The organism is Qipengyuania gaetbuli (assembly GCF_009827315.1).
In the GTDB taxonomy this organism is placed as follows: Bacteria; Pseudomonadota; Alphaproteobacteria; order Sphingomonadales; family Sphingomonadaceae; genus Qipengyuania; species Qipengyuania gaetbuli.
The window spans coordinates 1,775,851-1,797,088 of record NZ_WTYF01000004.1 but is presented as its reverse complement, the minus strand read 5'-3'; the positions used below and the strand labels follow the sequence as shown (position 1 = coordinate 1,797,088).

Sequence of the window (21,238 nt, the reverse complement as noted above, 5' to 3'; positions counted from 1 at the left end):
CGCTTCAAATCAATACAGCGCTGGAAAAGGGAGGACCCCGACCGGGGGACTGCATTCCGGCCGGGGTCCAGAAGTTTGACGGGCTGGGGGTATCAGCCGCCCTTGGCGTGCTGTTCTACGACAGCAGCGAACTGTTGGTTGGCGCGCTCCTTGGCGGCGACGTAGCAGCGCTCTGCGTCACGGTCGCGAATGCGCGTGCCGGTGATCGAATTGTCGAGCTTGCAGACGCGCCGCGCCGCGATGTCGATCCGGTCGGAAAGCTTCTTCTGGCCCTGTGCCGTGGCGAGATTGAGGTCCTGGTAGGCAACCTCGGTGCTCGTCTTCACCGGCATGTCGCCGCCCGCAAGAGCTGGGGCGGAAAGCGAGAGCATGGCGATCATGATAATGGGGGTCTTCATGGGTCTTCTCCGGGTTGCGGCGGACCCCGGTGTTCTAGGGGGACTGGGGTACGTGAGGTCCGCCGCTGAGAACCGTATTACCCAGCTACAACTGTAATCGCACGCGACCTTCGACCGGCGGCGAGGCGATTTGGACGATGTGCTGGCGGCAGCCGACGAAACGCGATTCGCAATCTGCGAACGGCAAGCCTATGTTTTCCGGGCCATGCTGGTCGTCCTGCTCTTCTTTCTCGGAGTCGCGAACTTCGCGGTGCACAAGGCAGTGCTGAACAGCGGCCACCCGATGCTGGACGCGCTGCCCTCGTTCTACCGCAGCGCGGGCGGACGATTGTCGCTCATTTTCGAGTTCGTGGTGCTGCTGGTTGCCATGCTCCTTGCCGCAAACGGGTGGCCCGGTGCGGCGACCGCCTATGCCGTTTACAGCCTGCTCAATTTCGGCACGGCCTGGCTGGTCCTGACCGGGCGCATCTGACGCGCGGGAACCGCGTGTGCCGACGGGCGCTTGGCAGGTATGACGGCGAACTCTCCCCTCTGGCTGCTGGTCAATTCGCAAAGCGGCAGCTTCAGCGAATCCGCTGTGAAGGCAGTGGAAGACGCTTTTTCCGCCAACGGCCTGACCGTGGCCCGCCGGATCTGCTTTCCGGACGAGGACATGCCGACCGCAGGCGAACTGGATGCTGCGGGCGTGGGCCTGCTGGCCGTCTTTACCGGCGACGGTACGCTCAATGCCGCGGTCACGGGCCTCTATGGCTGGAGCGGCCAGATCCTGGTCCTGCCCGGCGGGACGATGAACCTGCTGTGCAAGCGTCTCCATGGCGACGATGCTCAGGCAGGGGACATTATCGAGCGCGTTGCCTCGGGTGTTGCCATCGCGGTCCGCCCGCCGGTCGCACGCTGCAAGGCAGGCGATGCCCTGGCCGGCCTGTTGGTCGGGCCGGGCACGAGCTGGGCCCATGTCCGCGAGGCCATGCGCGATCTCGATATTCCCGCAATCCTGAAAGGCACGGGCGAGGCGGTCGGCGAAACCGCAGGCGGCATCATGGTCCGCTGCGCCGAGCCGGAGCGCGGCCGCAATGATGGCTATCCGCTGATCGAGATCACCCCTTCGCACCGCGGGATGCAGGTCGATGCCTTTTATGCGGACGAGGCGGGCGAATATGTCCAGCAGGGTTTTGCCATTCTGCGCCGCCGGTTTCGCGAAGGTCCGCACGAGCGGTTGGGGCTGCTGGAGGAGGCGCGCTTCGTCTCTGCCGACGGCAGCGCTTTACCGGTCCTGGTCGATGGCGAGCCGGGCGAAGTGGAAACGGGTGCGATATTCACTGTGGCTGCATGCGAGGTCGATCTGCTAGCGACCCACCATGGCTACTGACGCGCGGCGCATCTTCCACCTTTCGGATATCCATTTCGGGCTCGAAGACAATCGCGCGCTCGACTGGGTCCAGCAGGAAATTGCCGAGAAGCGGCCGGATGCCGTGGCCATCACCGGCGACCTCACCATGCGCGCGCGCCACCGCGAGTTTGCCGCGGCGACATCGTGGATCAATTCGCTGGACGCGCCAGTGACGGTCGAGGTGGGCAATCACGACATGCCCTATTTCAATCCGATCGAGCGGTTCGTCGATCCCTACCGCCGTTTCCGTGGGATGAGCGAGAAGGTCGAGAAGGAAATCGACCTCGGCTGCCTTGCCATCGTCCCCCTGAAGACCGCGGTTCGCGCGCAGCCGCGCCTCAACTGGTCTAAGGGCTGGGTCACCGATGCCGCGCTGGAGAAGTGTCTTGCTGCGATCGATGCCTTGCCGAAAGGGGAGCGCGCGCTGGTAACCGTGCACCATCCGCTGCGCGAAGTGGGGACGCAAGGCACTGCGCTCACCAAGAATGGCGACAAGGCGCTGCGCGAACTGGCGAAGCGCCCCGTCGTCGCGGTGCTGTCCGGCCATGTCCACGATGCCTTCGACATCATGGAGGAGACCAGCGAAGGCCCGGTACGCATGATCGGCGCCGGCACGCTGTCGCAGCGCACGCGCTCGACGCCGCCGAGCTTCAACGACATCCAGTGGGACGGCGAGGCGTTGCACGTGACCGTGCGCAACCTGCAGGATGTGGAGACCTGCGACATGCAGATCGACGACGTTCCGGAAAATGCCATGCCTCCGCGCGAACCGGGCGAACCAGTTGCGCCCGTCCGCCAGGTCCCGCGCGTCGATCCGCCCGTCCACTGAGCGCGAACGCGCGATTAACTCCGTTTTTACCGTCGCGTGCGAGGCTGGGCCCCGAATAAGGGGAAAGTCGCGATGGAATTCTTCAAGGCCGTGCCGCTCGGCGGCATCCTGACTTACGTCGTGTCGCTGGTGATCGGCTCGCAGGGCTCGCGCGGCGGGTTCCTGTCGATCTACCGCGCCGAGATGTTCGAATACGAGCTCTGGTGGAGCTGGCCGCTGTTCTTCGCGGGTAGCGCGCTCGCCTGGGGCATCATGATGCTGCAGCGCTGAGGCGGCGCAACGAAAAAGGCGGCCCCTCGCGGAGCCGCCTTTCCTCGGTGATCGGTAAAGATCGTCTGGAAGCGGATTAGCGCTTCGAGAATTGGAAGCTGCGACGTGCCTTGGCACGGCCGTACTTCTTACGCTCGACCACGCGGCTGTCGCGGGTGAGGAAGCCGGCGGCCTTGACCGTCGAACGCAGGGCCGGCTCGTACTTGGCGAGAGCCTGCGAGATGCCGTGCTTGACCGCACCGGCCTGGCCCGAAAGGCCGCCGCCCTTGACGGTGGCGACGACGTCGTACTGGCCCTGACGCTCGGTGATGGCGAACGGCTGGTCGATGACGAGACGCAGCGTCGGACGTGCGAAATACACTTCCTGGTCGCGGCCGTTGACGATGACCTTGCCTGTGCCCGGCTTCAGCCAGACGCGCGCGGTGGCGTCCTTGCGGCGACCGGTCGCATAGGCGCGGCCCTGGGCGTCGAGTTCCTGCTCGCGCAGGGGAACGTCGGCCTTGGCAGCGATCTCGGCAGCGTCACCCTCGGGGGCGTCGCCGGCGATGTTCTTCAGATCGGCGAGATCCGAGACGGTTTCGTTCTTCTGTTCGTCGGCCATTATGCAGCAGCCTTGTTCTTGCGGTTCATCGAGGCAACGTCGAGCACCTGCGGCTTCTGGCCGTCATGCGGGTGTTCGGTGCCGGCATAGAGGTGGAGCGCCTTCATCTGCGCACGGCCGAGCGGGCCGCGCGGGATCATGCGCTGCACGGCCTTTTCCAGGACGCGCTCGGGGAAGCGGCCTTCGAGGACCTTCGCCGGAGTCGTTTCCTTGATGCCGCCCGGGTGACCGGTGTGCTTGTAATAGACCTTGTCGTTCATCTTCTTGCCGGTGAAGACCACCTTGTCGGCATTGATGACGATGACATGGTCGCCGCAATCGACGTGCGGCGTGAAGCTCGGCTTGTGCTTGCCGCGCAGGATGTTGGCGACGATTGCCGCGAGGCGACCGACGACGAGCCCTTCGGCGTCGACGATGTGCCAGTTCTTTTCGACCTCTGCCGGTTTGATCGACCGGGTGGCCTTGGTGAGAGCCTTCATGGCTTTGTGTCCGTTTTCTCGAGTTCACCGTACTGCCTGGCAGTACGAACTTACCTTGCGGATCCGTGCAGACGGGGCCGCTGAGCGCGCGCCAAATGGCGGTCAAAGTGCGATTCGTCAAGCAAATCTGCGGGTCTGCGGTGGGGTAAAATAATACGCCTTAGCCTACGGGGACGATGCGCCAGGCTTCGCGCGTCTCGCGGCTACTGTCCCCGATGCGCGTGGTCACGCGCCGCTCGCTATGCCGCAGCAGGCCGGTTTGCGGATCGGCGCTCGCCGCGATGGCGACTTCGAAAGAGCCCTGCAATCCGCCCGCGAGCATGACCGGCTGCGTTTCGACGCTTTGCCCCGTCGCCGGATAGAACAGGTCGCGAGGCACCTGGCTGACGAGGCCGGATGCGGCGTTGCCGATAGATGAGATAAAGGATCGCGCTTCCTGTCGCTCCCTCGGGTTGGCCACTGCCGCCTCGATGATATCCATTGCGCGCGCGACAGCCGTGCCGATATCGGGACCTGTCTCCTCGTCCCCGCCGACGATCAGGCCGGATCGGTCGAGCTGTACGGGGAAGATGGCGCTGGCATCGCGGGCCTCTTCCATACGCGCGAAAGCTGCGAGCGATGGCGGCGCGTCGACCTTGGCGGAGATGTGGGAGGCATCCACAACTGCACCCGCGCCCAGCGCCTAGAACGTGCAGGACCAGCAGCGCGTGACGCGGATAAGGGCATTGTCCGCAAGGTGCCGGTCGAGCGTGCGCTCGAGAACGAGAGTAGCGCTCGGGAATGCGGGCCTTGCCCGGCTCGCGGCGGCGAGCGGCGCCGGAAGCATGGGCAAGACTGCCAGTGCGCCGAGAGCGCGCACCACCGACCTGCGATCACTTCCCGGCATTGCGACCCCCCGTAGCCAGTCCGCCCAGCCAGCTGCGCGTAGCCGCACCCGCCTGACACGGCCAGCCGAGTATCGCCGGGCTTTCGTAGGGGTGCAAGGCCTCCAGTCGCGCAATCGCCTGTTCGAGAAGGGCAGCGTCGGTCTTGAGCAGGGCGGGTGTCTCTTCCGCGCTCCCACGCTCTCCGTCCCATGCGAACAGGGAGGTGATGGAGCTACCGATGTTGATGCAGGCGATAAGGCCTTCGTCGATCAGCTGGCCCCCGATACGCTGTGCCGTCTCTGCGTCCGGGAAGGGGCAGTAGACGAGCGCGGTCACGCTTTCCTGCCGAGCAGGTGAGCGGCCCAGGTGAAGCTGGCAACAAGCAGCGCGCCGACCACCTGGTGCGCCACCGCAAGCCAGAGGGCGACACCCGTCATGACCGTGGCGATGCCGAGCAGGATTTGCGTTCCGAAGGCGGAGTGAATGGCTTTCGATGCGCGCCTGTCGATCGACCTGACCTTGCGCGCCATCACGATCAGCGCTGCCACCACGACCCACGCCCACCAACGGTGCAGCCAATGGACCAGGTAGGGGTCGTGCGTCATCGCGTAGAACAGCCCGCGCGAGGCGTCGAATTCGGGGATGAAGCGGCCCTGCATCAGCGGCCAGCTATCGCTTGCAAGGCCCGCATTGAGGCCTGCCACCCACGCCGCCAGCACAAGCTGGATGAAGAGCAGCGCGCCCACCCAGCTTGCGGTCGTCGTCCAGCGCGCCTTCGCGGCGTGTCCGGTAGCAAGCTGGCGGAAGTCGAGCGCGGTCCAGACCAGTGCCGCCAGCGTAATCATCGCGGTCATGAAATGCAGCGAGAGCATGAAGTGGCTGACATCGGTCATGGTCTCGTTGAGGCCGCTCTTGACCATGAACCAGCCGAACACGCCCTGCAGCCCGCCCAGCGCCAGCAGGCCGACAAGGCGCAGCTTGTACCCTTGCGGAATGGCACCGCGCACCCAGAACCACGCGAGGGGCAGCGCAAAGGCGAGGCCGATCAGCCGTCCCCACAGGCGGTGGAACCACTCCCAGAAATAGATGAACTTGAAGGCGGCAAGGTCCATGCCTGCCGGCCCGGTCACGTTCTTGTATTCGCCGGTCGCCTTGTAGAGATCGAACTCGGCCTGCCATGCCGTCTCGCTTAGCGGGGGGATCGCGCCGGTCAGCGGTTTCCATTCGGTGATCGAAAGGCCGCTCTCGGTCAGGCGGGTGATCCCGCCCACGGCGACCATGACGATAACCATCACGGCCACGGCAAACAACCAGTTGGCGAGCGCGATGGGGCGGGTGTTGTTGAGGTTGGCAACCATGGTGCGCCTGTTTGCCGCGCCGCACGCCAAGTGCAAGTGCGAATCGAGCAAGCGGCATTCCGGCCACTGCAACGCGGCATTCGTCGTAAAATGCGCTCGCCGCCCTTGTAACAAGAGATACTATCACATATCTCGCATGTCATGTTGCAACGCGCCATCTCTCCGATTCGGCGTCGACTCGACCGCGTCGGGATCGGCCTCTCGGGCCTGTGCGCGATCCACTGCCTCGCCTCGATCGTGCTGGTCTCCGGCCTTGGCGTGGGCGGAGAGTTCTTCCTGTCGCCCGATATCCATCGCTACGGACTGGTCGTCGCGACCCTGGTTGCGGCTGTCGCGATCGGCTGGGGCGCGCTGCGCCACCGCATGGCCGCACCCTTCGTCATCGCCATGACCGGCCTCACCTTCATGGGCGGCGCGCTGGCCGTGCCGCACGGGGTGAAGGAAGCGGTGCTGACGATCATCGGCGTCGCGCTCGTCTCGCTCGGCCACATCCTCAATATGCGCCATTGCCATTCCGCCGCTTGCAAGGAGCGCTGCGGAGACTAAGTCGGGGCGCATGATTGCGCTGACCGTAAATGGCGATACCCGCCGCACCGCCGCTTCCACCATCGCCGACCTCGTGCGCGAGCTGGAACTCGACCCTGCCAAGGTTGCAGTCGAGCACAATGGCACCATCGCGCCCCGCAGCGAGCTGGAGCGGCACGCGCTGGCCGAAGGCGACGTGCTGGAAATCGTTCACTTCGTCGGGGGCGGCGAAGGTGCTGCATCGGACGACAGCTGGACCGTCGCGGGCCGCACTTTCCGGAGCCGCCTGATCGTCGGCACAGGCAAGTACAAGGACTTCGAACAGAACGCCGCTGCGCTCGAAGCCTCGGGTGCGGAAATCGTCACTGTCGCCGTCCGCCGGGTCAATGTCAGCGATCCCAAGGCACCGATGCTGACCGATTACATCGACCCGAAGAAGATCACCTACCTGCCGAACACGGCCGGCTGCTTCACGGCCGACGAAGCGATCCGTACGCTGCGCCTCGCGCGCGAGGCGGGCGGCTGGGACCTGGTCAAGCTGGAGGTGCTGGGCGAGGCCAAGACGCTCTATCCCGACATGCGCGAGACGCTGGTCGCGACCGAGACGCTGGCCAAGGAGGGCTTCCTTCCGATGGTTTACTGTGTCGATGATCCGATCGCGGCCAAGCAGCTCGAAGAGGCGGGCGCCGTTGCGGTCATGCCGCTGGGCGCGCCGATCGGTTCGGGCCTCGGCATCCAGAACCGCGTGACCATCCGCCTGATCAAAGAAGGTGCAAGCGTGCCGGTGCTCGTCGATGCCGGTGTCGGCACTGCCTCCGATGCCGCGGTGGCAATGGAACTGGGCTGCGACGGCGTGCTGATGAACACCGCCATTGCCGAGGCGAAGGACCCCATCCGCATGGCCCGGGCGATGAAGCTCGCGGTCGAGGCCGGGCGCGATGCCTATCTCGCCGGGCGCATGGCGACGCGCAAGTATGCCGACCCGTCCAGCCCGCTGGCCGGACTCATCTAGCACCCGAAAGGAATTCCCCTTGGCCGATCTCGACATCCAACTCGAAGAAACAGGCAGCAAGGGGCGATATGTCTACCGGCCAGAAGGCGGCGGTGACGAGGCCGAGATCACCTTCTCGCGGGTAAGCCCGACGCGGATCATCGTCGATCACACCGGCGTGCCGGACAGCATGCGAGGGCAAGGCGTCGGCGCGAAACTTGCCGCCCATGTGGTGGCCGATGCCCGCGCCAAGGGGGAGAAGATCATCCCCCTGTGTCCTTTCTTTAAGGCACAGGCGCAGCGCCACGAGGAATGGCGGGACGTCGTCGAGCTCTAGTCTCGCAGATCATGCTTACCTCGCGTTAACCATATTGCGCGACACTTCCCTTGTAACAGGGGAGTGCCGATCATGGCCGTTACGAATACCGCCGCGATGACCATTGCGGAAATGCGCGAGTTTGCCAGCTTCACCGCCGCGGAGCAGCGTTATATCCGCCGCAGCCTCGACATCGGCCTCGGCCGCTGCGACGCCTTCCGAATCTGGGGCCGCAGCGCGGGCGAGAACGCCGCCATCCGCAGCCAGTACGTCACTTACCAGGAACTCAAGGTCCTGCGCGGTTCGATCCCTGTGGACTCCAGCTTCGAGCGGATCGAGGGCTTCGTCGGCAAGCTGACGCGCGTTGCCGCTTTCGACCTCGCGCAGGAGCGGATCGACTGCTTTTCCGCCTTCCGTTTCCTCTACGAACGCCTGCTTGGCGCGGACGTTCGCCCATGGCTGCCGAGCGCCTTCTGCGCCGCCGCCGCCCTGCCGCAGATCCGTCCCGAACGCCGCAAGATGCTGCTCCAGTCGTTGAGCGAAGCCGCTGCGACCGCACCCGGATGGTCCGATCGCGCGCCGAGCTTCTATCCGGAATTCATCGAGGAAGTGGCTGCTTAATACTTAAAATTTAAGAATTATCGGTGAAATAGCCCTCATGAAATCGGTTATTTCTCACAAAGAACCCAGCAGTCGCTTGGAGTTTGATTTGCCAGCGCATTTTTGGCGCGGCGCGTGTCTGGACCTGTTCTCCAAGTGTGAACGCCAAGTTTCGGATTGCATCGAAACTTTGCGATCCGGGGGTTTTGAGCTCGACGAGGAAAGCCAGCATCCCGGCGCAGCGGCGCGACTGCGTTCTCTATTACACACGCTCGAGGCTTGCGCGTTTGGCGGACACGAGAAAGTGGCCCGTAAGATTTTGAGCGAATATCAAGATCTCGCCTTGCACCGGCCATATCTGGCGCACGGGGTATTCGCGATCCTAGAAGACGGGGTCGAGATTGCCCTCAGCGAGTACCAGAAAGGGAGCCGGGCGGACCACGAACCTCGCGCTTATACCCGCGACGAGATGCGGACGCTTCTCGCCGAGCTTGAACGGGCCACGAATAGGCTAACCAACCAGCTCTCTCAGATTCGCGCTGCCTCAAAGGCTAAGGCAGCTTAACTCCGATAAAGCCCGTCCAGCCGGTCCGCGTAGCGTTCGCGGATTTTGTGGCGGCGGATCTTCATCGAGGGGGTCATTTCCTCGTTCTCGATCGTGAAGGCCTCGTCCGCGAAGGCGAACTGGCGGACCTTTTCGATGACCGAGAGATCCTTGTTCACCCGGTCGACCGCGCCGCGCACGGCGGTGCGGAATTCCGGATCGTCCTGCAGGGCCTTGAGGTCGAACTTCTTGCCATGGGCGCGCGCCCATTCGACCGCCCATTCCGCATCGGGCACGATCAGCCCTACGATGTAGGGTCGCTTGTCACCCGCCACCATCGCCTGGCCGATTTCGGGCTGCAGCGTCAGCATGCCCTCGATCTTCTGCGGGGCGACATTGTCGCCCTTGTCGTTGACGATCATGTCCTTCTTGCGGTCGGTGATGACGATGCGGTTCTTCTCGTCGAGATGGCCGATGTCGCCCGTGTGCAGCCAGCCGTCCTTGATCGTGCGCGCGGTTTCCGCATCGTTCTGCCAGTAGCCGTGCATCACCAACTCGCCGCGGCACAGGATCTCGCCGTCCTCGGCAATCCTGATCTCGACCCCGCGCATGGCCGGACCGACCGAATGCATGGCGATACCGGCGGCAGGCCGGTTGCAGGAAATCACCGGACCGGCCTCGGTCTGGCCGTAGCCCTGCAGCATGGTGAGGCCCATCGATTCGAAGAAGATGCCGACATCGGGGTTAAGCGGCGCGCCGCCCGACACCATCGCCTTGATGCGGCCGCCGAAACGCTGGCGGATCTTGGGCTTCAGCAGCCGGCCGACCATCGCGTCCTTCAGCCCGTCGCCGAACTGGCGCTTGCCCTCGGCGCGGCGCGCGCCGATTTCGAGCGCGGTGTTCATCAGCTTCTCGGCAAGGCCGCCCTGCTTCTGGACCTGCTTCATGATGCGCGTGCGCAGCACTTCGAACAGGCGCGGCACGACGACCATGATGGTCGGGCGGGTTTCCTCGATATTGCTGGCGAGTTTTTCGAGGCCTTCGGAATAATAGATTTGCGCGCCCACGCTGATCGGCAGGAACTGGCCGCCGGTATGCTCGTAGGCGTGGCTCAGCGGAAGGAACGACAGGAAGCGTTCGTCATCGGCAATCCCGAAATCCTCGATCAGGATTTCGGCGGCCCCTGCAACATTGCACAGGATCGCGCCGTGGTGCTGCAGCACGCCGCGCGGCGCACCGCCGGTGCCGCTGGTGTAGATGATGCAGGCGGTATCGCCGCGCCCGATCTTGGCGATCCGTTCGTCCACCGCCTTGCGCGCTGCCGCGGCATCGCCCGTGGTCAGCTTGTCCCAGTCGTGGAAGGTGAAGCTGCCCGACTGCTGGCGGTGCAAATCCTCGATGCCGATGACGTGTTCGGCGATGCCGGAAGCCTGCAGCGCGCCGTGGAGCGGCTTAAGCAGTTTCTCGTTCGAGACGATGACCGCGCGCGAGCCCGAATTGTCGAGGATATGGACGTGGTCGCGCTCGGTATTGGTGACATAGGCAGGCACGGTGATGCAGCCCGCCGCCATGATGGCGAGGTCGGCGATGCACCATTCCGGCCGGTTTTCGGATACGAGGCATACACGGTCGCCATCGACGAGGCCGAGGCCGCGCAAGCTTTCGGCCAGCAGGCAGACGCGGTCGGCCGCCTCGCCCCAGGTCATCGTCTGCCAGCTGCCGCCTTCCTTCCAGCCGAAAAACGGCTGGCCGGACTTCTCGTCGGCGCGCTTCAGGAATAGTTCGACCAGATTGTTGGCGGAATCGATGTCCGACAGCACAGGCAGGCTCCTCGCGAAAAACTTCGTCGTCTGTAGCAACGTTGGCAGGGGCTTAGGCCCCTCCAGCGCTGGCGGCAAGATGGATGGGTCGCCGCCTCAGGGCATATCGAGCTGGCCTTCGAGGCGCGGGTCGCGCGCGCTCTGCCAGCGGCCGTCGCGCTTCACCAGCGCCCCGCCCTTGATCGGCGCAGGGCGGATCATCAGCTGCGTATGGCCCAGCGCGCGGAAAGCTTCGGCCTTCTCTTCCAGCCAGGTTCCCTCTTCCAGCAGCACGCGCTCGCCGAACGCCATGAGGAACGGCAGGCCGAGCGCTTCTTCCGCATGCAACCCGAAATCGATGGCACCGATGATGGCGCGCGTCGTGGTGATCGGGATGGTGCTGCCGCCAGCGGCACCCACGACCATGAAGGCATTGCCCTGCGGATCGTAGACCACAGTCGGCGACATCGAACTGCGCGGACGCTTGCCGCCCTCGACACGGTTGGCGACCAGTCGTCCGTTCACCTGCGGGCTGCGGCTGAAATCGGTCAGCTCGTTGTTGAGATAGTATCCGCCGACCATCAGCCCCGAGCCGAAGGCGCTTTCGATGGTGGAGGTGTAGGACACCATCGTGCCCTCGCCGTCGACCACGGCGAGGTGCGAGGTGCCGTGTTCTTCCGGCTCGTCGCCATCTGCCAGTGCGATGGGCGCGCCGCGCGGTCTCCCTGCCTCGGCCACTTCGATCGACCGGTCGGGCGAGATGAGCGCGCTGCGTTCGGCCAGATAGCTCTTATCCAGCAGGCCTGCGACGGGCACGCTGACGAAATCGCTGTCGGCAAGGTAGAGCTCCCGGTCGGCATAGGCGAGCCGCTGGGCCTCCACGAAGAGGTGCCAGGTGACCGGGTTGTCCGCCCCCAATGCGCGCAGGTCGAACCGTTCAAGTTGGCCGAGGATTTGCTGCACGGCGATACCGCCCGAAGTCGGCGGGCCCATGGAACAGATGCGATAGGCGCGGTAGCTGCTGCACACCGCGCCCCTCTCCTTGGCTTCGTATTCCGTCACATCTGAATAGGTCATCGCGCCCGGCTTGGGCGTGTCGGCGGCTACAGTGGTCGCGATCGCAAGAGCGTGTTCGCCCTTGTAGAATGCTTCGGCACCGCCTGCGGCGATCTTCTCGAAAGTGCGCGCCAGTTCCTCGTTGCGCACCAGCGTACCGGCAGGGAGCGGCTCGCCCGATGCATCGTAGAACATCGCCTGCGCTGCCGCCGAATGGGCTGCCGTCGTGCGCGAGCGGCCCAGTGCATCATGCATCCGCGGATTGATCCGGAAGCCTTCGCGCGCCAGCCGGATGGACGGCTTGAACAGTTCTGCCCAGGCAAGGCGGCCGTGTTCGCCATGCGCCTTGGCAGCCAGCGCGATGTTGCCCGGCACACCGACGCTCAGCCCGCTGCGGACCGATTCGATGAAAGGCGGCACACTGCCGTCCTCGGCCAGGAACCAGTCGGGCGTAGCACCTGCCGGAGCGGTCTCGCGTCCGTCGAAGGTGGTAACGTCGCCATCGGCCTCGCCGCGCACCAGGAAGCCGCCCCCGCCGATGCCCGAGCTTTGCGGTTCGACCACGGTAAGCGCGAGCATCACGGCAATCGCCGCATCGGTGGCGCTGCCACCCTTGCGCAGGATTTCCTCACCTGCTTCCTGCGCGCGCGGATCGGCGGCGCTGACCGCACCGACGCTTGCCTGCGCCGATGCGGCGGGCTGGGTGGCAGGAAGGGTCGCGCAGCCGGAAAGGGCGAGTGCGACAAGCGAAATGGTGGCAATCCTCGTCATGGCGCGGGAGGCTATGCGGTTCCGACCGCCTCCGCAATCGAGGAAAATCCGTCGCGCCGCATAAGGCGTTCAAGACCGCGCAGGATGCGCCGGGGCAGGCCCGGTCCTTCATAGACCATGGCACTGTAAAGCTGGACCAGGCTGGCACCTGCCCGGATGCGTGCCCAGGCGTCTTCGGCCGTGGCAATCCCGCCGACGCCGACTAGCGGAAGCTGGCCGCCGGTTGCCTTGCGGAAGTCCGTCACCCGTTGTTGGGCCAGATCGCGCAAGGGGGCACCCGACAGGCCGCCCGTCTCGTCCTCATGGCTCGACCGGAGCGCGGGGCGCGAAATCGTGGTGTTCGAGACGATCAGCGCGCCCAGCGCCTTGTCGAGCGCGATACGGGAAATCGCATCGATATCCGCCGGTTCCAGATCGGGTGCGACCTTCAGGAACACGGGCGGCCCGTCCTTCCCGCGTGCGTCGAGCACTGCATCGAGCAGGGCAACCAGGGCGCCCTCGTCCTGCAACGCACGCAGGCCCGGCGTGTTCGGGCTGGAGATATTGACCGCCAGATAGGTCGCATGAGCCGCCATCAGCCGCGTCATCTCGGCGTAATCGGCGATCCGGTCCTCGCTGTCCTTGTTCGCGCCAATATTGATGCCGAGCACGCCGGGACGTCCCTTGCGCGTCTCGAGCCGGGCGAGAGCTGCCTGTGCCCCGCCATTGTTGAACCCCATTCGGTTGATGACCGCGCGGTCTTCGACGAGGCGGAAGAGGCGGGGCTTGGGATTGCCGGCCTGCGGGCGCGGTGTAATCGAGCCGACCTCGGCGAAACCGAAGCCGAGCCCAAGCAGTTGATCGGGTACTTCGGCATCTTTGTCGAATCCGGCCGCCATGCCCAGCGGGTTGGGAAAGTCGATGCCCGCGACGCTTGAGGCCAGCGTACCTGCCTTGCCTGCCGCGCGCACCGGCGAGACCTTCAGGGCGGCTACCGTAAGGCGGTGAGCGCGCTCCGGGTCGAGTGCGAAGAGGGCGGGCCGGGCAAGGTCGAACAGCATGGCGCGGCGATATGGCCCAGCACGGTTTCGGTGTCGAGCGGGGCCTGCTTCCCTTTGTAAATTTCCGCCAAAATGAAGGCGAAGGGGCGGGTGTGTCGCATGCATACAATCAAAATTTGCCCGACTCGTCGTATCTAACCCCTGCGACCCGAAGGGCTCGGAGCAGCTTTGCAACGAGTTCTCAACTATAGAGGGCGGCTCTTCACGGGCCGCCCTTTTTTTTCATGGCGTATGAAGTTGCGGCTCTTCGCGGATCCCGTCGCGCGAAAGCAAATGTGACAGCAGAATTGCCACTTGCGGTCATGAGGTCTACAGAATCGCATGTTTCCTAAACGAAACGCGGGCGCGGGGACCTAATTGGGCAAGATCGAAGAACAAGGCGGGCTGCCCTTCAGCTTCGAGTTCGTCGAGGCTCCGGCTGACCTCAGGCCTTATTGCAATTCGCTGTATATATTCCGCGCCTCGGAGGCCGGATACGAAGACTGGCTGCCTGCCTACTCGGGACAGCTGGCCGTCGTGCCGAGCGGGTATGCCGACATGACTTTCGACAAGGGCGTGGTAGGCCGGACGTCCGAAGTCACGCTGATGGGGCCACTGGTGAAAGCGCGCCCGTTCAAGATCTACGGCCCGATGCTGATGCTCGGCGTGTCGCTCAACTTCCGCGGCTGGGCGGCGTTCACTGGGCTGCCGGTCAACGAGAACCACGACGCTTTCCTCGATCCGGCGACGGCCATGTCGCCCGACCTGCTGGCGCGCCTTGCCGCGCTGCCTGATGCCCTGCGGAGCGGAGAGATCGACGAACGCGGGGCACTGGACGTAATGGCAGCGGTCGTGCGCGACGGGCTGAGCGAGCTGTCGGTGCGCCACGTCCAGGTTATCGACACGACGCTGGAATGGCTGTCCTCGTCCTTCAAGCCCGAGATCGAGGTGCTGCAGGACAAGCTGCCCTATTCCGAACGGCAGGTGCAGCGGCTGGTGACGCGCTTCTTCGGCCAGCCACCCGTCCGCCTGATCCGGCGCTATCGCGCGGTGCGCGCGGCGACCTTGCTCTCGCTGCCCGAACTCCCGCTCGAGATCGAGGCCGAGATCCGTGACGCGTTTTACGACCAGGCGCATATGATCAAGGAGATACGCGCCTTCACCGGGAAAACTCCGCGGCGCATCGAGAAGAACGATGGGACCCCGGTGCGCGACATGCTCGGTCCCGACGGTTATTCCTCGGTCGACCTGTTCGGCGGGAGCGAGGACCGGCAGCTCGGCCGCAAGCCCGTTTAGGGGCTAACTGCTAACGACTCGCAACAAGCCGAAATCCGTTGAAACTGCGGGTTTGCGCTCATACGTGGCTAATCGGAGCGGATTCGTCCGATTTAGACCATGCGCCTTTCGAACCTTGCAGATTACGCTGTCGTCACGATGAGCCAGGCAGCCCGCCATTGCGGCGGGGGCAGGGTCAGTGCGTCCGAACTCGCGGCTGAAACCGGCCTGCCTGCCCCGACGGTGCAGAAGCTGGTCAGCAAGCTGGTCGGCGCAGGCCTGCTGCGCTCGGTGCGCGGGGCCGGCGGCGGCTTGCAGCTGGCCCGTCCGGCAGCCGCGATCAGCCTCGCCGATATCGTCGAGGCGGTCGAAGGCCCGATCGCGCTGACTGCCTGTGTCGAAGGGACCGATTGCTCGGTCGATCACGAATGCCGTGTGCGGCCCCACTGGCCGCTGGTGAACGAAGCTTTGCGCGGCGCCCTGGCGAATATCAGCCTGGTGCAACTGGCGCAGGAAAAGGAAATCGCGTGAGCGAAGACGTAGACATCCAGGACCGCGAAGCGAGGGAAGCTGCTGCCAAGGCGGCCGAGTACGAACACGGCTGGTCGGCGGACATCGAAACCGAATTCGCCGAGAAGGGCCTGACCGAAGACACGGTGCGCTTCATTTCGGCCAAGAAGAACGAGCCTGAATGGATGCTCGAATGGCGCCTCAAGGCATTCCGCCTGTGGCAGACCATGGAAGAGCCGGATTGGGCCAAGCTCGGCTATCCGGCGATCGATTACCAGGACGCCTATTACTACGCCGCGCCCAAGAAGAAGGAAAAGCTCGCCTCGCTCGACGAGCTCGATCCCGAGATCAAGGCGGTCTACGACAAGCTCGGCATTCCCGTGGCGGAGCAGGAAGTGCTCGCCGGGGTCGAAGGCGCGCGCAAGGTCGCGGTCGATGCCGTGTTCGACAGCGTGTCCGTCGCCACGACCTTCCGCGAGGAGCTGAAGAAGGCCGGCGTCATCTTCCTCTCGATCAGCGAGGCGATCCGCGAATATCCGGAGCTGGTGAAGAAGTGGCTCGGCAAGGTCGTGCCGCAGAAGGACAACTTCTTCGCCACACTCAATTGCGCGGTCTTTTCGGACGGCACCTTCGTCTACATTCCCGAAGGCGTGCGCTGCCCCATGGAACTGTCGACCTATTTCCGCATCAATGCGGAGAATACCGGCCAGTTCGAACGCACGCTGATCATCGCCGAAAAAGGCAGCTACGTCAGCTATCTGGAAGGCTGCACTGCGCCGATGCGCGATGAAAACCAGCTCCACGCCGCGGTAGTAGAACTGGTCGCGCTGGAAGATGCGGAGATCAAGTATTCGACGGTCCAGAACTGGTATCCGGGCGACGAGAACGGCAAGGGCGGGATCTACAATTTCGTCACCAAGCGCGGCCTGTGCCAGGGCGCGCGCTCCAAGATCAGCTGGACGCAGGTCGAGACCGGCAGCGCGGTGACGTGGAAATATCCCAGCTGCGTGCTCAACGGCGAAGACAGCGTGGGCGAGTTCTACTCGGTCGCGGTGACCAACAATTACCAGCAGGCCGATACCGGCACGAAGATGATCCACAACGGCCGTGGAAGTCGTTCAACCATCATCTCCAAGGGCATTTCGGCAGGCAAGTCGAACAACACCTATCGCGGCCGGGTGGCGGTGGCGGCCAATGCCGATGGCGTGCGCAATTTCACCCAGTGCGACAGCCTGCTGCTGGGCGACCAGTGCGGCGCGCACACCGTGCCCTACATTGAGGTGAAGAACCCGAGCGCGCAAATCGAGCACGAGGCGACCACCAGCAAGATTTCCGACGATCAGCTGTTCTACGCCATGCAGCGCGGGCTGGACGAGGAAGAGGCGGTGGCGCTGATCGTCAACGGCTTCGCCAAGGACGTGCTCAAGGAACTGCCGATGGAATTCGCCGTGGAAGCGCAGAAGCTGCTGGCGATCTCGCTTGAAGGAAGCGTTGGATGACCGACCGCAAGACCCTCCAGCTTCGCGATCCCGCGGAAGCTGCCGACACCGCTCCGGCCCTCAAGAAGAAGGGCCGCGGGTGGGAGATTTCGGAGAAGCGGCTCGATGCGTTGCACGAGCAGGCGCGCGAGATGCGCCGCCATTCGTCGGAAGCGCACAAGGCGCTGGCCGAGCGTTTCGCCAAGGCGGACATGGGCCGCTACACTTTCAAGCGGCACGCCGTGGTCGGCAGCGCGATCGTCGATTTCAACTGCCACAACCTCGGCATGGCGATCATGATCGACGAAGAGGGGCAAGACGAGACGCTCGCCAAACGCCGCGACAAGAGCCTCGAGGCGGTCGGCATCCGCGTGATGCGCATTGCCGCGAAAGACATTCTCGAAAACATGGACGAGGTGCTCCAGCGCATCACGCTCGGCATGCGCAGCCGCATCGCCGACAAGCAGGCTGCGCGGCGCGAACACCAGCGCAGCAGCACCCCGCGTCCGCGTCACAACAGGAAAGACAATGCTCAAGATTGAAAACCTCACCGCCGAGATCGACGGCAAGACCATCCTCAACGGCCTGAGCCTCGAAGTGGCGGCCGGCGAGGTCCACGCGATCATGGGCCCCAACGGCGCGGGCAAGTCGACCCTGTCCTACGTGCTGGGCGGACGCCCGGGCTATGAAGTGACCGGCGGCAGCGTGACCTTCCGCGGGCAGGATCTGCTGGACCTTGAACCGCACGAGCGTGCGGCGGCGGGCCTCTTCCTCGGCTTCCAGTACCCGGTCGAAATCCCCGGCGTGTCGAACGTCCAGTTCCTGCGCGAGGCGCTGAACGCGCAGCGCAAGGCGCGTGGTGAGGAAGTCCTGTCGGGCGGTGAGTTCCTCAAGCTCGCCAAGGACAAGGCCGGCCTGCTCGGCCTCGACATGGACATGCTCAAGCGCAATGTGAACGTCGGGTTTTCGGGCGGGGAGAAGAAGCGCGCCGAGATGGTCCAGATGGGCATTCTCGATCCCGCCTTCGCCGTCCTCGACGAGACCGACAGCGGCCTCGACATCGACGCGCTGCGCGTGGTGGGCGAAGGCATCAACGCGATCATGCGCGCGCCCGACAAGGCGGTGCTGCTGATCACCCACTACCAGCGCCTGCTCGACGTGGTGAAGCCGGATCGCGTGTCGATCCTGAGCAAGGGCCGCATCGTGAAGACCGGCGGACCCGAGCTTGCCCTGCGCCTCGAGAACGAAGGCTATGACGCGGTGATGGCAGAGCCGGCATGAGCGAGGCCGCAACCCTTCCAACCCGCAGGGACGAGCCCTGGCGCTATTCCGACACGGATGCGCTCGCCGGCATCGACCTTGACGACTGGCGGACGGTCGACGTCGCGCCGGGCGAAACCCTTCGCGAAACGCTGGTTGTCGAGGACGAGAACGGCAATGCCGATGGCACGCGCCTGACGCGCCTGCGCGTGTCGATCGGCAAGGGCGCGCGCTACGAACTGTTCGGCGTAATCGCCAGCGCGCATCTCGGCCGCGTGGAAGTCGAAGTGACGCTCGCCGAAGGCGCGCATTTCGAAATGGGCGGGATCACCGTCGGCGGGCGCGACACCGTGCGCGAATTCGTCACCCGCGTGGTCCATGCGCAGCCCAACGCCACCAGCAACCAGGTGGTGCGCAGCGTCCACTGGGGGCAGGGCACGGGCAATTTCCTCGGCAATATCGAGGTCGTGCGCCACGCGCAGAAGACCGATGCTGCGCAGAGCTTCAAGGGCCTGCTGCTGGAAAAGGGCGCGAGCGTGAATGCCGTGCCGCAGCTGGAAATCTTTGCCGACGACGTGAAATGCGCCCATGGCGCCAGCGTCGGCCAGATGGACGAGAATGCCCGCTTCTACATGGCCGCGCGCGGCCTTTCGCCCGACCTGTCGCGCCGCCTGCTGGTGCAGGCCTTCATCGGTGATGCGCTGGTGGCGCTGGACGACGAGGCGGAGCACGAGCGCCTGCTGCAGGTCGCGCTGGACAAGCTGGACAAGCACCTGTGAGCGAATTGGCGACCCTTTCCCGTAAGACCGATTTTCCCGGCCTGCTGACGAGCGAGGGCGCGCCGTGGTACTATCTCGACACGGCGGCGACAGCGCAGAAACCGCAGGCAGTGATCGACGCGATGAGCCGCGCGCTGGGCCGCGATTACGCAACCGTGCACCGCGGCGTCTATGGCCGCAGCGCGCACATGACGCTGGCCTACGAGGCCGCCCGCAGGCGCGTTGCACAGTTCATCGGCGCTGGTAGCGAAAACGAGATCGTGTTCGTGCGCGGCGCGACCGAGGCGATCAATCTCGTCGCATCGAGCTGGGGCATGACCCGCCTTACGGCGGGCGACCGCATCGTGCTGTCCACGCTCGAACACCATTCGAACATCGTGCCCTGGCAGATGGTCGCCGAACGCACCGGCGCGGTGATCGACGTGTGCCCGCTGACAGAGGATCACCGGATCGACCTCGGCGCGCTCGAGGCCATGCTGACCCCGCGGACCAAGCTGGTGTCGCTGGCCCATGTTTCCAACGTGCTCGGCAGCGTGCTCGACGCGCGCACGGCTGCAGACCTTGCCCATTCGGTCGGCGCGAAAATCCTGCTCGACGGGTGCCAGGCCGCGCCGCGCATGACGCTCGACATGGCCGCGCTCGATTGCGACTTCTACGCTTTCTCCGGCCACAAGCTTTACGGGCCGACCGGTATCGGCGTGCTCTGGGCGCGCGAAGACATCCTCGATGCCATGCCCCCCTACCAGGGCGGTGGCGCGATGATCGAGAAGGTGAGCTTCGAGGGTACGACCTATGCCCCGCCCCCGCAGCGGTTCGAAGCGGGCACGCCGATGATTACCGAGGCCATCGCTCTCCACGCAGCCATCGATTACGTCGATGCGATCGGGCCGGACGCGCTGTTCGCGCACGAGGCAGCGCTGGCCGCGCAGCTGCGCGAGGAACTGCGCCGCACCAATGCCGTGACGCTGTTCGGGCCGGAGGAAAGCGCCGGCATCGTCAGCTTCGCGCTCGAAGGGGTGCATCCGCATGATCTCGGCACCATACTGGACGAGGAAAACGTGGCGATCCGCGCAGGCCACCACTGCGCGCAGCCGCTGATGGAGCATCTGGGCGTCCCGGCCACGGCGCGCGCCAGCTTCGGCCTCTACAGTGACGAAAACGACATCGCCGCCCTGATGCGCGGCATCGAAAGGACCCGGAGGATCTTCGGATGAACAAGCCTTCTGACGAGAATGATTTCATCGCCGCACCCTCGCCTGCCGACACGGTCGTCGGCAAGCCGCCGCGTGCGCGCGTGTCCGACGCGGTCGATCCCGACGAGACGGCGGGCGCCAAGCTGGAGCGCAAGCGCGACTATCTCGAAGGCTTCCTACAGAAGAAGCCGGAAAGCGTGCCTGCCGGATCGCCCGGCGGCGCGCTTTACGAAGCGGTCATCGACGCGCTGAAGGAAATCTACGACCCGGAAATCCCGGTGAACATCTACGACCTCGGCCTGATCTACGGGGTCGAGGTGTCGGACGAGGCCGACGTGGTCGTCACCATGACACTGACCACGCCGCACTGCCCCGTGGCCGAAACCATGCCGGGCGAAGTCGAACTGCGCGCCGCCAGCGTTCCGGGGGTGCGCGATGCCGAGGTCAATCTCGTCTGGGACCCGCCGTGGGGACCGGACAAGATGACCGACGAGGCGCGTCTCGAACTGGGGATGCTGTGATGGGCGATCAGGTCACCCGTCCCGCGCCCAAGGCGGCCGTCATCCTGACCGAGCGTGCCGAAGCGCGCATCGCCGAGCTCATGTCGAAGGCACCCGAAGGGGCCATAGGCGTGAAGCTGTCGACCCCTCGCCGCGGGTGTTCGGGCCTTGCCTATTCGGTCGACTACGTCACCGAGGAAGCGAAATTCGACGAGAAGATCGAGACCCCCGGCGGCGTGTTCTACATCGACGGGGCCAGCGTGCTGTACCTGATCGGCAGCACGATGGACTGGGTGGAGGACGACTTTTCGGCCGGCTTCGTGTTCGAAAACCCCAACGCCAAGGGGGCTTGTGGCTGCGGCGAGAGCTTCATGGTATAATGGCAGGCATGGAAGAGCGCGAAATAGCCAGGCTGATTGCCTCCCTCCACG

The 21,238-nt window shown here is 64.8% G+C and carries 28 protein-coding genes; 18 read left to right on the top strand and 10 right to left on the bottom strand.

The features are described from left to right. Positions 1-92: 92 nt before the first annotated feature. Complete coding sequence (locus GRI42_RS11300; RefSeq protein ID WP_160608588.1) at positions 93-398, bottom strand: UrcA family protein; 306 nt, start codon at positions 396-398, stop codon at positions 93-95. Positions 399-537: 139 nt separating this feature from the next. Here GRI42_RS11300 and GRI42_RS11295 point away from each other — a divergent pair, with 139 nt between their 5' ends. The 4 genes from GRI42_RS11295 to GRI42_RS11280 all read left to right on the top strand — a co-directional run bounded on the left by GRI42_RS11295 (position 538) and on the right by GRI42_RS11280 (position 2,887). Then, positions 538-870 (top strand): hypothetical protein, encoded by a 333-nt coding sequence (locus GRI42_RS11295; RefSeq protein ID WP_407692167.1) that lies wholly within the window; start codon positions 538-540, stop codon positions 868-870. Between the two features lie 39 nt (positions 871-909). Further along, positions 910-1,767, top strand: coding sequence for a diacylglycerol kinase family protein (locus tag GRI42_RS11290; protein ID WP_160608587.1), 858 nt, complete (start codon positions 910-912; stop codon positions 1,765-1,767). Next, the gene (locus GRI42_RS11285) at positions 1,757-2,617 is read left to right on the top strand and encodes a metallophosphoesterase family protein (protein ID WP_160608586.1); all 861 of its coding nucleotides are present in this window, start codon (positions 1,757-1,759) and stop codon (positions 2,615-2,617) included. The genes GRI42_RS11290 and GRI42_RS11285 overlap by 11 nt, the downstream gene beginning before the upstream one ends. 72 nt (positions 2,618-2,689) lie before the next feature. Continuing rightward, entirely contained in the window at positions 2,690-2,887 is a 198-nt protein-coding gene (locus GRI42_RS11280) for a hypothetical protein (RefSeq protein ID WP_160608585.1), read from the top strand. A gap of 76 nt (positions 2,888-2,963) precedes the next feature. Here the strand turns inward: GRI42_RS11280 and rpsI are convergent, their stop codons facing one another. The 6 genes from rpsI to GRI42_RS11250 form a co-directional block, all read right to left on the bottom strand. Next, the gene (gene rpsI, locus GRI42_RS11275; protein ID WP_160608584.1) at positions 2,964-3,488 is read right to left on the bottom strand and encodes a 30S ribosomal protein S9; all 525 of its coding nucleotides are present in this window, start codon (positions 3,486-3,488) and stop codon (positions 2,964-2,966) included. Further along, on the bottom strand, positions 3,488-3,967 hold the full coding sequence (gene rplM, locus GRI42_RS11270; RefSeq protein ID WP_160608583.1) for a 50S ribosomal protein L13: 480 nt from the start codon (positions 3,965-3,967) through the stop codon (positions 3,488-3,490). The genes rpsI and rplM overlap by 1 nt, the downstream gene beginning before the upstream one ends. A gap of 160 nt (positions 3,968-4,127) precedes the next feature. Continuing rightward, positions 4,128-4,628, bottom strand: a complete 501-nt coding sequence (locus GRI42_RS11265) for a hypothetical protein (RefSeq protein WP_160608582.1) — start codon at positions 4,626-4,628, stop codon at positions 4,128-4,130. A 21-nt stretch (positions 4,629-4,649) separates the two neighbouring features. Continuing rightward, complete coding sequence (locus GRI42_RS11260; protein ID WP_160608581.1) at positions 4,650-4,853, bottom strand: hypothetical protein; 204 nt, start codon at positions 4,851-4,853, stop codon at positions 4,650-4,652. Then, complete coding sequence (cutA, locus tag GRI42_RS11255; RefSeq protein WP_160608580.1) at positions 4,840-5,169, bottom strand: divalent-cation tolerance protein CutA; 330 nt, start codon at positions 5,167-5,169, stop codon at positions 4,840-4,842. Before cutA ends, GRI42_RS11260 begins: the two co-directional genes overlap by 14 nt. Beyond that, on the bottom strand, positions 5,166-6,191 hold the full coding sequence (locus GRI42_RS11250) for a COX15/CtaA family protein (RefSeq protein ID WP_160608579.1): 1,026 nt from the start codon (positions 6,189-6,191) through the stop codon (positions 5,166-5,168). The genes cutA and GRI42_RS11250 overlap by 4 nt, the downstream gene beginning before the upstream one ends. Before the next feature lie 141 nt (positions 6,192-6,332). On the opposite strand from GRI42_RS11250, the gene GRI42_RS11245 reads away from it, so the two are divergent. From GRI42_RS11245 to GRI42_RS11225, 5 genes are all read left to right on the top strand, one after another. Next, complete coding sequence (locus tag GRI42_RS11245) at positions 6,333-6,737, top strand: MerC domain-containing protein (protein WP_160608578.1); 405 nt, start codon at positions 6,333-6,335, stop codon at positions 6,735-6,737. A gap of 10 nt (positions 6,738-6,747) precedes the next feature. Further along, complete coding sequence (thiS, locus tag GRI42_RS11240) at positions 6,748-7,728, top strand: sulfur carrier protein ThiS (RefSeq protein ID WP_160608577.1); 981 nt, start codon at positions 6,748-6,750, stop codon at positions 7,726-7,728. Positions 7,729-7,747: 19 nt separating this feature from the next. Continuing rightward, complete coding sequence (locus GRI42_RS11235; RefSeq protein WP_234033939.1) at positions 7,748-8,044, top strand: GNAT family N-acetyltransferase; 297 nt, start codon at positions 7,748-7,750, stop codon at positions 8,042-8,044. A 72-nt stretch (positions 8,045-8,116) separates the two neighbouring features. Then, positions 8,117-8,644: a hypothetical protein gene (locus tag GRI42_RS11230; protein ID WP_160608575.1), complete on the top strand. Its 528-nt coding sequence runs from the start codon at positions 8,117-8,119 to the stop codon at positions 8,642-8,644. A gap of 37 nt (positions 8,645-8,681) precedes the next feature. After that, positions 8,682-9,188, top strand: a complete 507-nt coding sequence (locus tag GRI42_RS11225; RefSeq protein WP_160608574.1) for a hypothetical protein — start codon at positions 8,682-8,684, stop codon at positions 9,186-9,188. On the opposite strand, the gene GRI42_RS11220 is transcribed toward GRI42_RS11225, so the two are convergent. The 3 genes from GRI42_RS11220 to GRI42_RS11210 all read right to left on the bottom strand — a co-directional run bounded on the left by GRI42_RS11220 (position 9,185) and on the right by GRI42_RS11210 (position 13,833). Continuing rightward, the gene (locus GRI42_RS11220) at positions 9,185-10,987 is read right to left on the bottom strand and encodes an AMP-dependent synthetase/ligase (RefSeq protein WP_407692160.1); all 1,803 of its coding nucleotides are present in this window, start codon (positions 10,985-10,987) and stop codon (positions 9,185-9,187) included. The genes GRI42_RS11225 and GRI42_RS11220 overlap by 4 nt on opposite strands. Before the next feature lie 96 nt (positions 10,988-11,083). Further along, entirely contained in the window at positions 11,084-12,793 is a 1,710-nt protein-coding gene (gene ggt, locus GRI42_RS11215) for a gamma-glutamyltransferase (protein ID WP_160608573.1), read from the bottom strand. 11 nt (positions 12,794-12,804) lie between these two features. Continuing rightward, positions 12,805-13,833 carry a quinone-dependent dihydroorotate dehydrogenase gene (locus tag GRI42_RS11210; RefSeq protein WP_160608572.1) on the bottom strand — a complete coding sequence of 343 codons (1,029 nt, stop codon included), beginning with the start codon at positions 13,831-13,833 and terminating at the stop codon, positions 12,805-12,807. A gap of 357 nt (positions 13,834-14,190) precedes the next feature. On the opposite strand from GRI42_RS11210, the gene GRI42_RS11205 reads away from it, so the two are divergent. From GRI42_RS11205 to GRI42_RS11165, 9 genes are all read left to right on the top strand, one after another. Further along, positions 14,191-15,108, top strand: a complete 918-nt coding sequence (locus GRI42_RS11205; protein ID WP_160608571.1) for a helix-turn-helix domain-containing protein — start codon at positions 14,191-14,193, stop codon at positions 15,106-15,108. Between the two features lie 99 nt (positions 15,109-15,207). After that, positions 15,208-15,618: an SUF system Fe-S cluster assembly regulator gene (locus tag GRI42_RS11200; RefSeq protein ID WP_160608570.1), complete on the top strand. Its 411-nt coding sequence runs from the start codon at positions 15,208-15,210 to the stop codon at positions 15,616-15,618. Then, positions 15,615-17,096, top strand: a complete 1,482-nt coding sequence (gene sufB, locus GRI42_RS11195; protein ID WP_160608569.1) for a Fe-S cluster assembly protein SufB — start codon at positions 15,615-15,617, stop codon at positions 17,094-17,096. The genes GRI42_RS11200 and sufB overlap by 4 nt, the downstream gene beginning before the upstream one ends. Beyond that, the gene (locus GRI42_RS11190) at positions 17,093-17,617 is read left to right on the top strand and encodes an endonuclease domain-containing protein (protein ID WP_160608568.1); all 525 of its coding nucleotides are present in this window, start codon (positions 17,093-17,095) and stop codon (positions 17,615-17,617) included. Before sufB ends, GRI42_RS11190 begins: the two co-directional genes overlap by 4 nt. Next, a complete protein-coding gene (gene sufC / locus GRI42_RS11185) occupies positions 17,604-18,356 on the top strand; it encodes a Fe-S cluster assembly ATPase SufC (RefSeq protein ID WP_160608567.1) in 753 nt (250 codons plus the stop codon). Before GRI42_RS11190 ends, sufC begins: the two co-directional genes overlap by 14 nt. Further along, positions 18,353-19,114, top strand: coding sequence for a SufD family Fe-S cluster assembly protein (locus tag GRI42_RS11180; RefSeq protein WP_160608566.1), 762 nt, complete (start codon positions 18,353-18,355; stop codon positions 19,112-19,114). The genes sufC and GRI42_RS11180 overlap by 4 nt, the downstream gene beginning before the upstream one ends. After that, positions 19,111-20,328, top strand: coding sequence for an aminotransferase class V-fold PLP-dependent enzyme (locus GRI42_RS11175; RefSeq protein WP_160608565.1), 1,218 nt, complete (start codon positions 19,111-19,113; stop codon positions 20,326-20,328). Before GRI42_RS11180 ends, GRI42_RS11175 begins: the two co-directional genes overlap by 4 nt. After that, the gene (locus tag GRI42_RS11170) at positions 20,325-20,828 is read left to right on the top strand and encodes an SUF system Fe-S cluster assembly protein (RefSeq protein WP_160608564.1); all 504 of its coding nucleotides are present in this window, start codon (positions 20,325-20,327) and stop codon (positions 20,826-20,828) included. The genes GRI42_RS11175 and GRI42_RS11170 overlap by 4 nt, the downstream gene beginning before the upstream one ends. Beyond that, a complete protein-coding gene (locus tag GRI42_RS11165; RefSeq protein WP_160608563.1) occupies positions 20,828-21,187 on the top strand; it encodes a HesB/IscA family protein in 360 nt (119 codons plus the stop codon). Before GRI42_RS11170 ends, GRI42_RS11165 begins: the two co-directional genes overlap by 1 nt. Positions 21,188-21,238 lie beyond the last annotated feature (51 nt).